This window comes from Devosia sp. (assembly GCF_039927955.1).
In the GTDB taxonomy this organism is placed as follows: Bacteria; Pseudomonadota; Alphaproteobacteria; order Rhizobiales; family Devosiaceae; genus Devosia.
On record NZ_JBDSUA010000019.1, the window covers coordinates 1 to 14021 of the forward strand.

Annotated in this window: 15 protein-coding genes and 1 pseudogene; 10 read left to right on the forward strand and 6 right to left on the reverse strand. The window is 60.8% G+C overall.

Going from position 1 to position 14021, the window contains the following annotated elements; genetic code table 11:
* Nucleotides 1-370, reverse strand: a pseudogene (locus ABIT12_RS06040) (hypothetical protein); the annotation flags it as partial.
* Nucleotides 371-1287: 917 nt separating this feature from the next.
* Nucleotides 1288-2610 (reverse strand): UDP-glucose/GDP-mannose dehydrogenase family protein, encoded by a 1323-nt coding sequence (locus tag ABIT12_RS06045; protein WP_348045393.1) that lies wholly within the window; start codon nucleotides 2608-2610, stop codon nucleotides 1288-1290.
* A gap of 213 nt (nucleotides 2611-2823) precedes the next feature.
* Between ABIT12_RS06045 and arsC the strand changes: the two genes are divergently transcribed.
* The 3 genes from arsC to ABIT12_RS06060 all read left to right on the forward strand — a co-directional run bounded on the left by arsC (nucleotide 2824) and on the right by ABIT12_RS06060 (nucleotide 4907).
* Nucleotides 2824-3243, forward strand: coding sequence for an arsenate reductase (glutaredoxin) (gene arsC / locus ABIT12_RS06050; RefSeq protein WP_348045395.1), 420 nt, complete (start codon nucleotides 2824-2826; stop codon nucleotides 3241-3243).
* Between the two features lie 5 nt (nucleotides 3244-3248).
* Nucleotides 3249-3890: a ThuA domain-containing protein gene (locus tag ABIT12_RS06055; RefSeq protein WP_348045397.1), complete on the forward strand. Its 642-nt coding sequence runs from the start codon at nucleotides 3249-3251 to the stop codon at nucleotides 3888-3890.
* A gap of 66 nt (nucleotides 3891-3956) precedes the next feature.
* Nucleotides 3957-4907, forward strand: a complete 951-nt coding sequence (locus ABIT12_RS06060; RefSeq protein WP_348045399.1) for a nucleoside hydrolase — start codon at nucleotides 3957-3959, stop codon at nucleotides 4905-4907.
* Nucleotides 4908-4947: 40 nt separating this feature from the next.
* Here the strand turns inward: ABIT12_RS06060 and ABIT12_RS06065 are convergent, their stop codons facing one another.
* From ABIT12_RS06065 to ABIT12_RS06080, 4 genes are all read right to left on the reverse strand, one after another.
* A complete protein-coding gene (locus ABIT12_RS06065) occupies nucleotides 4948-5187 on the reverse strand; it encodes a hypothetical protein (RefSeq protein ID WP_348045401.1) in 240 nt (79 codons plus the stop codon).
* Nucleotides 5188-5389: 202 nt separating this feature from the next.
* The gene (locus tag ABIT12_RS06070) at nucleotides 5390-5803 is read right to left on the reverse strand and encodes a cupin domain-containing protein (RefSeq protein WP_348045403.1); all 414 of its coding nucleotides are present in this window, start codon (nucleotides 5801-5803) and stop codon (nucleotides 5390-5392) included.
* A 41-nt stretch (nucleotides 5804-5844) separates the two neighbouring features.
* Nucleotides 5845-6681 carry a phosphoenolpyruvate hydrolase family protein gene (locus ABIT12_RS06075; protein ID WP_348045405.1) on the reverse strand — a complete coding sequence of 279 codons (837 nt, stop codon included), beginning with the start codon at nucleotides 6679-6681 and terminating at the stop codon, nucleotides 5845-5847.
* 8 nt (nucleotides 6682-6689) lie between these two features.
* Nucleotides 6690-7874 (reverse strand): Tm-1-like ATP-binding domain-containing protein, encoded by a 1185-nt coding sequence (locus tag ABIT12_RS06080; protein ID WP_348045407.1) that lies wholly within the window; start codon nucleotides 7872-7874, stop codon nucleotides 6690-6692.
* Between the two features lie 121 nt (nucleotides 7875-7995).
* On the opposite strand from ABIT12_RS06080, the gene ABIT12_RS06085 reads away from it, so the two are divergent.
* From ABIT12_RS06085 to ABIT12_RS06115, 7 genes are all read left to right on the forward strand, one after another.
* Entirely contained in the window at nucleotides 7996-8631 is a 636-nt protein-coding gene (locus tag ABIT12_RS06085) for a TetR/AcrR family transcriptional regulator (protein WP_348045409.1), read from the forward strand.
* A gap of 288 nt (nucleotides 8632-8919) precedes the next feature.
* Nucleotides 8920-10227, forward strand: a complete 1308-nt coding sequence (locus ABIT12_RS06090) for an extracellular solute-binding protein (protein ID WP_348045411.1) — start codon at nucleotides 8920-8922, stop codon at nucleotides 10225-10227.
* Between the two features lie 70 nt (nucleotides 10228-10297).
* Complete coding sequence (locus tag ABIT12_RS06095) at nucleotides 10298-11200, forward strand: sugar ABC transporter permease (RefSeq protein ID WP_348045413.1); 903 nt, start codon at nucleotides 10298-10300, stop codon at nucleotides 11198-11200.
* A 2-nt stretch (nucleotides 11201-11202) separates the two neighbouring features.
* Nucleotides 11203-12162, forward strand: coding sequence for a carbohydrate ABC transporter permease (locus ABIT12_RS06100; protein ID WP_348045415.1), 960 nt, complete (start codon nucleotides 11203-11205; stop codon nucleotides 12160-12162).
* The gene (locus ABIT12_RS06105) at nucleotides 12159-12356 is read left to right on the forward strand and encodes a hypothetical protein (protein WP_348045417.1); all 198 of its coding nucleotides are present in this window, start codon (nucleotides 12159-12161) and stop codon (nucleotides 12354-12356) included. The genes ABIT12_RS06100 and ABIT12_RS06105 overlap by 4 nt, the downstream gene beginning before the upstream one ends.
* A complete protein-coding gene (locus tag ABIT12_RS06110; RefSeq protein ID WP_348045419.1) occupies nucleotides 12349-13455 on the forward strand; it encodes an ABC transporter ATP-binding protein in 1107 nt (368 codons plus the stop codon). Before ABIT12_RS06105 ends, ABIT12_RS06110 begins: the two co-directional genes overlap by 8 nt.
* Nucleotide 13456: 1 nt before the next feature.
* A partial coding sequence (locus ABIT12_RS06115; RefSeq protein ID WP_348045421.1) for an ATP-binding cassette domain-containing protein occupies nucleotides 13457-14021 on the forward strand: 565 nt, incomplete at its 3' end.

Here is a 14021-nt window from a genome sequence, read left to right on the forward strand (position 1 = left end):
GCATGACGCGCGCGGTCAGTTCGGGCACCACGTTGCCCAGATAAGCGTTGCCGCAGACCAGCACCGCCTTGGCATTGACGCGGCCAGCGGCGGTGGAAACCACCGCACCGCCCTGCCCCTGCACCACACCCCGATTACCCAGCAAACCAGAACCCGAATTAGCGCGACCCGCCACGATGACAGCAGCGACGGCGGCGCAGATGCCCGAGCGGACGGCGGCTGCAGGATTGCCGCCCACGGCGTAAATCCAGCGTCCCCAAATCAACTGGTGTCCGCCGAGCAGGATCAGCGCGATGACTGCCACCACATAGGCGGAAATCGGCAAGCCTAGGATCTGCGTACGGCCGAAGAACTGCACATCCGGTGCCACGCCCGTGATTTTCTGGCTATGCGACAGCTCGTAGGCGAGGCCCTTGCAGATGCCCAGCGTTGCCAGCGTGATGATGAACGGATGCGGTAGCCGGCTATAGACCTAGACCGTGCGGTTAACGGTACCGACCAGGGCGTCGGTCAAAATCGTGGAAATGATGACGACGACGACGCCAGCGCCGGGTCGAGACCGGCAGGGCGTGGAAGACCGACGCGCCAACGACCGTGCAAGAGGCTATACAGGACCCCACCGACAGATCGATACCGCGCGCCACGATCACCACATATTGGCCAGGGCCAGTGTGGCGAACACGGCGGTTTGCGCCAACACGGTGCCGATATTGTGCGGCACAGAAAGAACGGGGCCAACGTTCTCAGCGGCACGATCATGATAATAATGATCAGTGCCGAGCCAAGGCTTAGTATCTTCAAAATTATTGAAAGCACTCTGACTTGAACACCAGGCTTTTGACTGAATTTTGATGCATATAAATACCAATTTTAACTCTAAAATTCTGGCTCAATACACTCCTCAGCGCACTTATATTCATTAGTTATTTTCCATATATAGCAGCGAGATCGACGCAGTCGTCAATTTGTTTTAAGTTCGGCAATTTTTTGAAAAGACCTTATTTTCAGCTACTTAGAAGCCGACCAATGCCAATCTACCAACGCTTCACCAACGGCTGAACCGATATGACTCCCTGCGACGCAAATCAGCTCTATGGGTCAATGCCCAGCCTACTCGGCCACGCGCCTTCGCCGCTCAGAGTTCAGCGCGGCGACGCTCCTCAACCCTCATATTCCCTCCATGTTCATTCGCCCTTGTCGTCCGGGCATCGGCGGAGTTTGCCGCGACTGGGAGAGAACGTCCCTCTGAAAGGGAACCCAAACCGCAAGGAAAGTAATCCGGAGCGCCTAAACCGTGCCATCAGCAGCCGGGCGGCCAACGCTGTGATAAGCGAAGCCATGCGCCTCGACTTCGGGGCGACGATAGACGTTGCGCAGGTCAACCAATGTTGGCGTCTTCATCAGTCCCTTGAGCCGCCCAAAATCGAGCGACCGGAAGGCGTTCCATTCGGTCACCAGCACCAGACAATCGGCGCCTTCGGCAATTTCATAAGCGCTGGCACCATAGGTAACATCACCCAGCAATGCCCGAGCGGCCTGCATGCCTTCAGGATCGTAAGCACGCACCCTTGCACCGGCGTCATGCAGCGACTGAATGATGGCAATGGATGGGGCCTCGCGCATATCATCGGTATTGGGCTTGAAGGTCAAGCCTAGTACCGCAATGGTCTTGTTGCGGATATCGCCGGCGCAGGCTTTGATGACCTTGCGCCCCATGGCCCGCTTGCGCTGATCGTTGATGCTGACCGTGGTTTCAACCAGACGCAGCGGACTGCCGTAATCCTGGCCAATCTTGACCAGCGCCAGCGCATCCTTGGGGAAGCAGGAGCCACCGAAGCCAGGGCCCGCGTTAAGAAACTTGCCCCCAATCCGGTTATCAAGCCCGATGCCACGCGCCACCTCCTGCACATTGCCACCTGTAACCTCGCACAGATCGGCGATTTCGTTGATGAAAGTGATCTTCATCGCCAGGAATGCGTTGGCTGCATATTTGATCAGCTCGGCGGTGCGGCGACTGGTGAACTGGATCGGCGCCTTATTGAGATACAGCGGCCGATAGACCTCGCTCATCACGGCGCGGGCCCGTTCGTCTTCAATGCCAACCACGATGCGGTCAGGTCGTTTAAAGTCCTCGATCGCTGCGCCCTCCCTCAAAAATTCGGGGTTCGAGGCCACAACGATATCGGCGTCAGGACGGGTTTCATGCATGATGCGCTCAACGTCGTCACCAGTACCGACCGGCACAGTGGATTTGGTGACCACGACGGTAAAACCGGAAATAGCGTGAGCGATATCGCGGGCGACGATGTGAACATAGCTCAGATCAGCATGGCCATCGCCACGACGCGAGGGGGTACCAACGGCTATGAACACGACATCGGCGCCCGCCACTGCTGCGGCGATATCCGTTGTAAACAGTAGTCGCCCGGCCTTGGTGTTTGCGTCGACCAATGTGGCCAGCCCCGGTTCGTAAATTGGCATCTCGCCGCTTTTGAGGCGTTCAACCTTGTCTTTGTCCAGCTCGACGCAGATGACATCGTGACCAAAGTCAGCAAAGCACGCGCCGCTGACCAGACCAACGTATCCCGCGCCCACCATTGCAATCCGCATGCCGTACCATCCTCACGTTCTATCGTGCCGTCAGCCCTGCTATAGCATCGGCCATAACTATCGCCATGCTGACGAGGAAAAACATAAGTTTTGTGTCAAGCGCGCTTGCGGCAGCAGAAGCCAGTGCGCACAGGCCACATGAGCAGACAGCCGGGTGGCGGCGCACGTCCGTGGCGTCGCATATATCGAACACATTACCAGAAGGGGCCAAACTTGATGATCACGATCTACCACAATCCCGATTGCGGCACGTCGCGCAATACGCTGGCGATGATCCGGCAGAGCGGCGTCGAGCCAGTGATCATCGAGTATCTCAAGACCCCGCCGGACGGGCCGGAGATTGTCGATCTGGCCTCGCGCGCCGGGCTGACTCTGCGGGATGCGATCCGGCAGAAAGACACGCCTTATTCGGCGCTTGGGCTGGATAATCCGGCGCTGACCCACGAGCAATTGCTGTCGGCGATTGCCGCCCATCCGATCCTGCTCAACCGGCCTTTCGTAGTGACGCCCAAAGGCGTGCGGCTCTGCCGTCCTTCGGAGCTGGTGCTGGAGATTTTGCCCAATCCACATATCGGGCCGTTCACCAAGGAAGACGGCGAAGTGGTGATCGACGCTTCGGGCAAGCGGGTCTGACCGGCATGCGCAAGGCCATCATCGTCTGGGGCGGCTGCGCCGGGCATGAGCCGGAGCAATGCGCTCAGATCATCGGCGACCGGCTGGCGCGCGAGGGATTTGCGGTCGAGGTCACCAATGATTTCGATATTTTCGCCGCGCCGGCGCTGGCCGATGCCGCTCTGCTGGTGCCGATCATTACCGGCGAGACGCTGCCCGATGGTCATGCCAACCACCTGATGCAGATGGTGCGCGAGGGCCTGGGGCTGGGCGGGTTTCACGCCTGCCTCACCACCTCGTTCAAGGACAGCGGGGCGTTTCACTATCTGACAGGCGTTAGCTGGGTTTCCCTTCCCGGCGATATCATCGACTATCGCGTGCAGATCACCCGGCCAGATGATCCGCTGGTGGCCGGTATCAGCGACTTCGAGTATCGCTCGGAACAGTATTATCTGCACTACGATCCCTCGATTGACATCCTCGCCAGCACGCGGTTCAGCGGTGCGCATGATCCGGTTACCACCGATGTGGTGATGCCGGTGGCGTTCAAGCGGCGGTTTGGGCAGGGCCGGATCTTTTATTCCGCACTGGGCCATGTGGCGTCGGAACTGGCGCATCCACAGGCCGCTGAAATGCTGCGGCGCGGGCTGAACTGGGTGGCGCGATGAGCTTGGGGCTGGCAAAGCCGTTGGCTTTTCGTGTAGAGGGGCGGTTTGCACGCGAAAGGTAAGAGCATGGCGCACAAGGTAATTTATGACACCGATCCCGGGGTCGATGATGCGATGGCGCTGCTGTTCCTGCATCAGCATCCGGCAATCGATCTGGTCGGCATTACCACCGTGTTCGGCAATGCGACGATCGCCACCACGACGCGCAATGCGCTGTTCCTTAAGGAAAAATGGCAGATCGCGGCGCCCGTCGCACGCGGCGCCGGTCACGCGATCAATCCCGATCGGGTGGAAGGGCCGCCACCGGCCTTCGTGCATGGCGACAACGGGCTTGGCAATGTCGCGGGCGTTCCCGACAGCGTGGCGACGCAACCCGATCCGCGCCCGGCATTTCAATTCATCATCGATACGGTTCGTGCCAATCCGGGCGAGATCAATATCGTCGCTGTCGGCCGGATGACCAATCTGGCGCTGGCGCTGGCCGCGGCCCCCGACATTGTCGGGCTGGTCAAGCAGGTGGTGATCATGGGCGGCGCGTTCGATGTGCCGGGCAATGTTTCCCCGGTGGCTGAAGCCAATATCATCGGCGATCCGGAAGCCGCCGATATCGTGATGACTGCCGCGTGGAAGGTGGTCGCCATCGGGCTCGATGTGACCCACCAGACCATCATGACCCGCGCCGAGTTGGCCGAAACGGCCCGCACCGGCGGCGAGCGCGTCAGGTTTCTCAATGCGCTGTCGCAGTTCTATATCGATTTTTACCAGCACATCGTCGATGACGGCATGTTCGTACACGATAGCTGCGCGGCGGTTTACGTGGTGGCGCCCGAACTGTTCACCAATCGCAGCGGCCCGATCCGGGTGGTCAGCGAAGGCATTGCGACGGGGCAGACCATCCAAAAGCCGGACGGCAAGTTCTTCCCGCCGGGGCCGTGGGACGGGTATCCGAGCCAATTGGTCAGCGTCGGGATCGATGCTGCGGCGGTGCTTAAGCTGATCCACCAGACGATTGCCTAGCTGATCGACAGGTGAGGAACCGGCACGATCAGGACGGTTGCTAGAGATAGGGAGGAAAGGCGATTCTGACGAAGCGCCGATCTTCAGCGTCGCGTTCACTGGTGCCGATCGGCGCTTTGCCGGCGAGAACCAGGCTGTCGCGTTCAGCGGGACTCAACGCTTCGTCGGCCAGCGCGCTGCTAAACATCGCCTCGCCAAAGCTGCGGCGCTTGAACGGGGCTTCGCTGTCGCCATCGCTGGGCGGAAAAGCGGGCTGCAAAATTCCGAAGAAATGGATCATCGTCGTATTCCCTTCGTTGCCGGTGCTGGATGTACGTCGCGCCCTTCTGGACCAGCAAACGATAGCATTACCCGACTAAATTGATAGAGATTTACGACTGGTAAATGCCCCGTGTGGGGAAATTGCATTCCTCAAAAGCAGGGAAATCTGAAATGGAGCCGCAGATGGGAGGTCTGCCGCCCCTGGTTTTAGAACGGAGCGGTTATTTCTGGCCCGGAGGGAGCAGCCGGAAATCGGGCAATTCGCGCAGGCCCAGTTCCGGGCCGGCGGGCGAATAGACCACAAAGAGCTGCATCGGCGCGCTGCCGGTATTGAGGGTGGAGTGAAAGCGGCTCTCGGGCACGAATACCGTGCAGCCGGCGCTCACCACCTGGGTGACCGGATTGCCCGCCTCATCCTCGACCATCTGGGTGCCTTCGCCGGAGATCACGAAGATGATTTCCTCGGCACCGGGATGGTTGTGGCGCGAATGCCCCTGCCCGCTCGGCAGATCGACAACGCCACCGGAGAAGCGCTTGGCCCCGTTCACTTCAGGGGCGAAGGTCAGCGACAGCTTGCCCCAATCGAACCCGAAGGCACTGACATCCCTGGGATAAACGAAGTTGTTCTCGGCCATTCCTGCCTCCCCCAGCCGCGTAGCGGCATTGCCTTGACGTTCTAGCCGCGCAGCGGCATGGATTTGAATTCCTCGACCTGACTGCGGATCGCCACTTCCACCGGCAACCGCTCCATCGAGCTGGCGCCGTAAAAGCCGTGGCAGTCCCTGGCGCGCGCCAGCACGTATTTCGCATCATCTGGCATCGAGATCGGCCCGCCATGGCAGAGCACGATGATATCCTGGCGCACCTTGAGCGCAGCGGCGGAGATGGCGTCGATTTCGGCGATACACTGGTCCAGCGTCTTGGCCGCCTTGGCGCCGATAGCGCCGCCGGTGGTGACACCCATATGGGCAACGATGATATCGGCGCCAGCCTTGGCCATCGCGGTGGCTTCATCGGGGTTGAACACATAGGGCGTGGTCAGCAGGTCCTGACGATGGGCCTCGGCGATCATGTCGACCTCAAGCCCATAGCCCATGCCGGTTTCCTCAAAGCTCACCCGCATCTGGCCATCGAACAGGCCGATGGTGGGGAAATTCTGCACCCCGGAAAAGCCCATGGCTTTGAGTTCGCTGAGGAATTGCGGCATCAGCAGGAAAGGGTCGGTGCCGTTTACCCCGGCCAGCACCGGGGTGTGCTTGACCACCGGCAGCACTTCGCGGGCCATGTCCTTGACGATGTCGTTGGCATTGCCATAGGCCAACAGCCCGGCAGCAGAACCGCGCCCGGCCATGCGATAGCGGCCGGAATTATAGATGATGATCAGATCGATGCCGCCCGCTTCCTCGGATTTAGCCGAAATGCCGGTGCCGGCGCCGCCACCGACGATCGGCTTTTTCTCGGCCACCATCTGCTGGAATTTCTTCAGGATGGTGCTGCGGGGGATCGAAGCCATGGGCTCTCCTAGGATGCTATCGAACGCCAGGCCGCTACGGCAGCCTCGGCGAATTTGGGATCGTTGATGTGGAGTGGCAGGCGGATGACCTGCCGGTTCGGCGTGGGCACCAGCACCTGTTCGAGCGCCGAAAATAGGGCCGAATCCGCATCCGGGTCGAAAAATTGTCCGCCGGCGATATCGAGTGCGGAAACGCCAGCTTCGGGGATCAGCAGCCGCACCGGGCCAGTGCAGGCATTGAGCTTGTCGCCAATCCAGCGGCCGATGGCGGCACATTCGGCGGGGATGGTGCGCATCAGCGTGACATTGGCGTTGTGGTGGTAAAACAGCCGGGCGCGGAACTGGGCCGGAACCGTCTCGGGCGCCCAGAAATTGATCATGTCGCAGGCGCCGAGCGAGCCGACATAGGGCACTTTGGTGCGGGCAATGCAATCGAGCCGGTCCGGCCCGGCGGGCAGCACGCCGCCAAACAGCAGGTCGGCGATTTCGGTGGTGGTGATATCGATCACCCCGGTCAGCAGGCCGCTATCGACCAGGCTTTCCATGGTGCGTCCGCCGGTGCCGGTGGCGTGGAACACCAGTGGCTCTACGGCGTCGCCGAGCAGATCGACGACCCGCGTCACCGCGGTGGTGGTCACCCCGAACATGGTCAGGCCGATGGCGGGCTTGGTGGCGGCGCCGACGAACGGTTTGATGCTCATCGCCACAATGGCATTGGCGGCGTTAGTGAGGATCACCCGGCTGATGCGGTTGAGGCCGGCCATATCGGTAATCGAGGGCATCATGATGATGTCAGAGACGCCGACATAGGGCGCGACATCGCCCGAGGCGAGCGTTGACACCGCGATCTTGGGCAGGCCGATCGGCATGGTGCGCATGCCGGCCGTAACGATCGAGGTGCCACCGCCACCGCCGATGCCGACCATGCCGCCGATGTCGGTCAGCGTCGGCACGAAATTGGCGAAGGCGTCGGCCATGGCTTTGACCGCGATACCACGATCGCCGCTGCCGATAGCGGCCTGATCGCCATGCCGGGCGATGGTGGTGGCGGCAATATCCACAGCTATCGTAGGGCGGGTGGTGCCGACATCGACCAGCACCGGAGTGCCGCCAGCGGCCTGAACCTGGGCGGCCAGAAAGGCGAGTTCATCACCCTTTGTGTCAGCAGTGCCAATGACATAGATGCGCTGCAAACGCGCCTCCCCACCACCGGACCCGCCTTTGACAAGCGGTTCAACCCGGTTCCCTGAGCGAGTTATAAGCAGGCATTGGATGCCATTGCAAAGCATTTTGAGATGTGCGTATCATTTCGGCATGGGAGTATCATTTCAAAATTCGGAAGACGCCGAAGCGGCCCCCAAGGGTCCAAGGGCGCGCACCACCAGGCTGATGCTGGAGACGGCAATCGGCTTGATGCAGAAGGGCAATACGCCCTCCGTCAGTGAAGTTGCCGAGGCGGCAGAAGTGTCGCGGGCGACGGCATACCGGTATTTCCCCAGCCAATCGGTTCTGGTGCAGACGGTTGTCGATGAAGCTCTCGGCCCAATCCTGGAGTGGCAATCGCCATCCGAAGATGCTGCCGAACGGGTGACCGACCTGCTCAATACCTCGATGCCGCGGATTTATGAGTTCGAGGCCACCTTCAAGGCGGCGCTCAAGCACTCGCTGGAAAACTGGGCGCAGGGCGTCGCCGGCAAGCCTGACGCAGAGCCGGTCTTTGCCCGCGGGCATCGCATCGCCCTGCTGCGTTCTGCCATTGCGCCATTGCAGGATAAGCTGTCTCCGACCCAGTTTGATCGACTGGCACAGGCGCTGTCGCTGGTTTACGGGCTCGAAGTCTTGCTGGTGCTGCAGGATATCTGGCGGCTTGATTTCGAAGAAACGACCTACGTGGCCCAGTGGGCCGCCGAAGCGCTGGTGCGCGCCGCGATAGAGGACGCGGCGGCGTAGCCGGAAATTTCAATAACCCGGCTCCGGCCGGCTCACGGCAGAAAGGGAATAGCGAAGCGACGGCAACACCAGATGGAACAGACTGCGGCAGCCCAAGAGCGACAATCGCCGGGGCAATCAACACAGCGACCATCACCGCCAGGCTTCAGAAACGGATGCAGCGCTGAACGGCCAAAGGCTGAGGGGCCGGGCCAGAATGCATGCAAACGGAATGCCCCAAAGCAGGGGCGCAAGGAAGCGACGTTCTGAACGTCGCTGGGAACGAGAAGCGCAAAGGGAGGAACCAATATGCGCATGAAGGGTATTCTGGCCGCGACTGGCCTGATCCTGCTGTCGAGTACGGCGACGTACGCGACAGAACTGACAATTCTATGGGCTGAATGGGACCCTGCAAACTACCTGCAGGAACTGGTCAACGACTACCAGAAGGAAACCGGCGTTACCGTGAAGGTGGACACCGTGCCATGGCCGGATTTCCAGACCAAGGCGTTCACCGAGTTCAACTCGCAAGGCTCCGCCTATGACCTGGTCGTCGGCGACAGCCAGTGGCTCGGTGCCGCTTCGACCGGTGGGCACTATGTGGAACTGACGGACTTCGTCAAAGCCCATAACCTGACCGAGACAATGGCGCCCGCCACGATGAAGTACTACTCGGAGTATCCGGGTGGTTCGGGCCATTACTGGTCGGTGCCGCTGGAAGGCGACGCCGTCGGCTGGGCCTACCGCAAGGACTGGTTCGAAGATCCGACCGAAATGGCCAATTTCAAGGCCAAATACGGCCGCGACCTTGCCGTGCCAAAGACGCTCAAGGAACTCGTCGACATCGCCGAATTCTTCAACCGGCCGGACGAAAATCGTTACGGCGCCGCCATCTATTCGCAGAGCTCCGGCGACGCGCTGATGATGGGCGTGGAAAACTTCATCTTCGCCTATGGCGGCTCGCTCGGCGACTTTGCCACTTACAAAGTCAGCGGTCTGCTGAACTCGCCCGCGTCGGTTGAAGGCCTTGAAGACTACAAGAAGCTGTTCGGTTTCGGCCCTCCGGGCTGGGGCAATGCGTTCTTCGCCGAAGTGAACACGGCGATCGCGCAAGGCCAGGTCGCCATGGGGATGAACTTCTTTGCGTTCTTCCCATCGCTGCTGAACGAGGCCACCAATCCGCAAGCCAAGAATATGGGCTTCTTTGCCAACCCACCCGGCCCACGCGGCGACGACTTTGCTGCTCTTGGCGGCCAGGGCATTTCGCTGGTCTCGTATAGCCAGAACAAAGACGAGGCGATGAAGTTCCTCGACTGGCTGGTCAAGGACGAAACCCAGAAGAAATGGGCTCAGCTCGGTGGCTACACCGCCGCCGCCGCGATCCTGAAGTCGGACGAGTTCCAGAACGCCACGCCGTACAACAAGGCGTTCTACGAAACCATGTTCAAGGTCCGCGACTTCTGGGCCCTGCCTGAATATGCCGAACTGCTCGATGAGGGTCAGCAAGGCCTTTACGACTACGTCGTGAACGGCAATGGCACAGCCAAGGAAACGCTCGACAAGCTGACCACCACCTGGGTCGACAGCCTGAAAACTGCTGGATACGCAGCCGAGTAGCGCCAGACAAAACCTGTCCGGAGGGGAAGCCATTTTCCCTCCGGCTCTTGTCTCATCGGGGGATTACGACTTGACCAACCTTATTGCCACGCTCGACCCGGCCTCGCGCGCTGCGTCCCGCGGGTGGAGCGACACCACGATCCGGAATGTCTTTGTCATTCCAACGGTGCTGTTCCTGATCGTATTCAATGTGTTTCCGCTGCTGTACTCGCTCGGATTTTCGTTCACCGACTTCCGTGCCTCCAGCAAGGCGCCAATCCATTTTGTCGGCTTCAAGAACTATATCGACACGCTGGCCGATCCGGTGATCTGGCGGACTTTCTCGACCACGCTGTGGTATGTGATCGTGTCGGTAGCCGGGCAGTTCGTCGTCGGTTTCGGGCTGGCCCTGCTGCTCAACCGGCCGCTGCCGTTCAAGGGGCTGCTGACCACGCTTTTGATGCTGCCGATGATGCTCTCACCAGTGGTTGTCGGGCTGTTCTGGAAGCTGATCTACGATCCCTCATGGGGCATTCTCAATTATGCGCTGGGGCTGGGCAAGATGGCCTGGCTGACCGACGCCAAGCTGGCGCTTTATGCCGTGGCCATCACCGATATCTGGATGTGGTCGCCGTTCGTGATGCTGCTGTCGCTGGCCGGGCTGAGCGCCGTGCCCAAGCATCTTTACGAGGCCGCATCGATCGACCGCGCCGGCAAGTTCTACACCTTCTTTCGCATCACCCTGCCGCTGGTGGCGCCGATCCTACTGATCGCGGTGATTTTCCGCACCATGGAGGCGTTCAAGACCTTCGACATCGCTTTCGTCATGACCGGGCAGCCGGCGGCGGAATTGATCTCGTCGCGCCTCTACAAGATGGCCTTCCAGCAGTGGCAGACGGGCCCGTCGTCGGCCCTCGCCTACATCATTCTGATCATGGTGCTGTGCATCACCAATATCTACGTGAAGTATCTCAACAAGGCAAAGGAGCGCTAGAGATGGCTGTTGTTTCCACGCGCGCCGGACGCCTTGGCAGCCGCATTGCGGTTGCGGCGGTGATCCTGATCACGCTGATCTTTTTGTCGCCGATCTACTGGATTACCTCGACCGCCTTCAAGCCGCTGGTGCAGGCGACGTCCATCCCGCCTTCGGTGGTGTTCGAGCCGCAGATCACCCCGTTCGTGAAGCTGTTCACCAAGCGGGCGCAACTGACCGGCCCGGTCGACCCGGCCGTTTATGCGGCCGCGCCCTGGTGGGAAAAGCTGGTGCTCGATGGCGGCGAACGGCTGGCCCGGGATGGCAATGGCGACGTGGTTTTTTCCGCCTATCCGGACCGGTTCGTCAACTCGTTGATCATCTCGATCACCTCGACGCTGCTGGCGGTGTCGCTGGGCACGATCACCGCCTACGGGTTCTCGCGCTTCCGGGTGAAGGGGGAGGCAGATCTGCTGTTCTTCATCCTCTCCACCCGCATGCTGCCCCCTATCGTGGTGGCGATCCCGATGTTCCTGATGTACCGGGCGGTGGGCCTGAACGACACCCATATCGGCCTGATCATCCTCTACACCGCCTTTAACGTGTCGTTCGCGGTCTGGCTGATGAAGGGTTTCATCGACGAAATCCCCAAGGAATACGAAGAGGCCGCACTGGTTGACGGCTACACGCGGATGCAGGCGTTTTTCAAGGTCGTGCTGCCCGAGGCGGCGACCGGGATCGCGGCCACCGCCGTGTTCTGCTTCATAACCGCGTGGAACGAATATGCGTTTGCGCTGATCCTGACCAATCGCCGGGCCCAGACCGCGCCACCGTTCATTCCCAGCCAGGTTGGCACCGGGCTGCAGGACTGGACGGTTATCGCTGCCGGCACTGTCCTGTTCCTGCTGCCGGTCGCCATTTTCACCTTCCTCCTGCGTAACCATCTGCTGCGCGGCATGAGCTTCGGAGCGATCCGCAAATGAACCAGAAGACCCTAGAACGCCTGGCGATCTTTTTGATGGTGTTCGGCATCGTCTCGCTGTGCCAACCGTGGATTGCCGTGCTGCACGCCTGGAGCGTGTTGATCATGCTGCTCGGGCTGATCGGCTTTAACGTCGCGGCGCATATGCCGGTCGCCGAAACCGCCAAGCAGCCGGAGGTCATCCCCCATGGCTGAGATCGAACTGCGTAATGTTGAAAAGCATTTCGGCCTCGTCCACGTCATCAAAAACGTCAACCTGACGGTCAAGGACAAGGAATTCGTGGTGTTCCTCGGCCCTTCGGGCTGCGGCAAGACCACCACGCTGCGGGCCATTGCCGGGCTGGAAGAAATCGACTCCGGCGATATCCTGCTGGATGGCAAGCCGATCCAGAACCTGCGGGCGGCGGATCGCGATATCGCCTTCGTGTTCCAGAACTATGCGCTCTATCCGCATTTCACCGTGTACGAGAACCTGGCCTTCCCGCTGCGCGCCGTCGGCACCAGCAAGGACCAGATCGACAGCATCGTGAAATCAGTCGGCCAGTCGCTGGGCATCCTGCATCTGCTCAAGTCTCGGCCGTCGTCGCTTTCGGGTGGCGACATGCAGCGCGTTGCCATCGGCCGCGCACTGGTGCGCCGGCCCAAGGCCCTGCTGTTGGACGAACCGATCGGCTCGCTCGACGCGAAGCTGCGCGAAACCATGCGGCTGGAACTGAAGCGCCTGCACCTCGAAAACGGCTCGACCTCGATCTACGTCACCCATGATCAGGTCGAGGCCATGTCACTGGCCGACCGCATCGTGGTGATGCACGACGGCATGCTGCAGCAGGTGGGCACGCCCACCGAGGTCTATCTGCATCCCGCCAACCTGTTCGTGGCGCAGTTCATCGGTTCGCCCGTGATGAATATCTCGGCCACCAAGGTCAGCGAAGCCAATGGCAATGCCCAGATCGAGCTGGACAGCGCCCGGTTCGACCTGCCCCTCGATCTGCTGGGCATGCTGGAGCAGAAAAAGGCCGCCGCCGACCTGTCGCTCGGGGTCCGTCCGGAGGGGGTTCTAGTCAGCCACAATGACCAGCCGGGCTACAGGCCGGTGGTGGCGCATATCATTCAACCGTTCGGTGGCTTTGATATTGTCGACCTCAAAGTCGGCGAAAAGACCCTGCGCGCCCGCACCACGTCCGGCTTTATTGGCAAAGCCGGCGACCGGGTCTGGGCCCGGATCGATCCGGCGCAGGCGCATTTCTTTGACACCAAATCGGGCGCCTCGCTCGACATCAGGCTAGGCGAGTAACATGGCCCGTATCCGTCTCGAAAACGTCACCAAAACCTTCGGGCAGCATGTCGCCGTCGACAACCTGAGCATCGATGTGGCCGATGGCGAATTCTTCGCCCTGCTCGGCCCCACCGGCGCCGGCAAGACCACGACGCTGCGCATGATTGCGGGGCTGGAAAAACCAACCAGCGGCTCGATCCATTTCAACGAGGCCAATGTCAACGACTGGGGTCCGGCCGAGCGGGACACCGCGCTGGTGCTGCAGCAGTATTCGCTCTATCCGCGCCTCAGCGTGCGGGACAACCTGGCTTTTCCGCTGCGTTCGCAGGTGCGGAACATGTCGCAGGCCGATATCGACCAGCGCATCGATTATGCCAGCAAGACCCTGCGCATCGGCCACCTGCTCGATCGCAAGACCGATCGGCTCTCCGGCGGCGAAATGCAGCGCGTGTCCATCGGCCGTGCCATCGTGCGCGAGCCGCAGGTGTTCCTGATGGATGAGCCGCTATCGGCCCTCGATGCCAAGCTCCGCGAGTCCCTGCGCTCCGAACTCAAGGACCTGCAGATGCGCCTCGGCGCGACCT

Coding starts and splice junctions, on each gene's coding strand:
- ABIT12_RS06110 (WP_348045419.1), top strand. CDS start 12,349: ATGGCTGAGATCGAACTGCGTAATGTTGAAAAGCATTTCGGCCTCGTC.
- ABIT12_RS06100 (WP_348045415.1), top strand. CDS start 11,203: ATGGCTGTTGTTTCCACGCGCGCCGGACGCCTTGGCAGCCGCATTGCG.
- ABIT12_RS06105 (WP_348045417.1), top strand. CDS start 12,159: ATGAACCAGAAGACCCTAGAACGCCTGGCGATCTTTTTGATGGTGTTC.
- ABIT12_RS06055 (WP_348045397.1), top strand. CDS start 3,249: ATGCGCAAGGCCATCATCGTCTGGGGCGGCTGCGCCGGGCATGAGCCG.
- ABIT12_RS06065 (WP_348045401.1), bottom strand. CDS start 5,187: ATGATCCATTTCTTCGGAATTTTGCAGCCCGCTTTTCCGCCCAGCGAT.
- ABIT12_RS06060 (WP_348045399.1), top strand. CDS start 3,957: ATGGCGCACAAGGTAATTTATGACACCGATCCCGGGGTCGATGATGCG.
- ABIT12_RS06070 (WP_348045403.1), bottom strand. CDS start 5,803: ATGGCCGAGAACAACTTCGTTTATCCCAGGGATGTCAGTGCCTTCGGG.
- ABIT12_RS06045 (WP_348045393.1), bottom strand. CDS start 2,610: ATGCGGATTGCAATGGTGGGCGCGGGATACGTTGGTCTGGTCAGCGGC.
- ABIT12_RS06085 (WP_348045409.1), top strand. CDS start 7,996: ATGGGAGTATCATTTCAAAATTCGGAAGACGCCGAAGCGGCCCCCAAG.
- ABIT12_RS06075 (WP_348045405.1), bottom strand. CDS start 6,681: ATGGCTTCGATCCCCCGCAGCACCATCCTGAAGAAATTCCAGCAGATG.
- ABIT12_RS06090 (WP_348045411.1), top strand. CDS start 8,920: ATGCGCATGAAGGGTATTCTGGCCGCGACTGGCCTGATCCTGCTGTCG.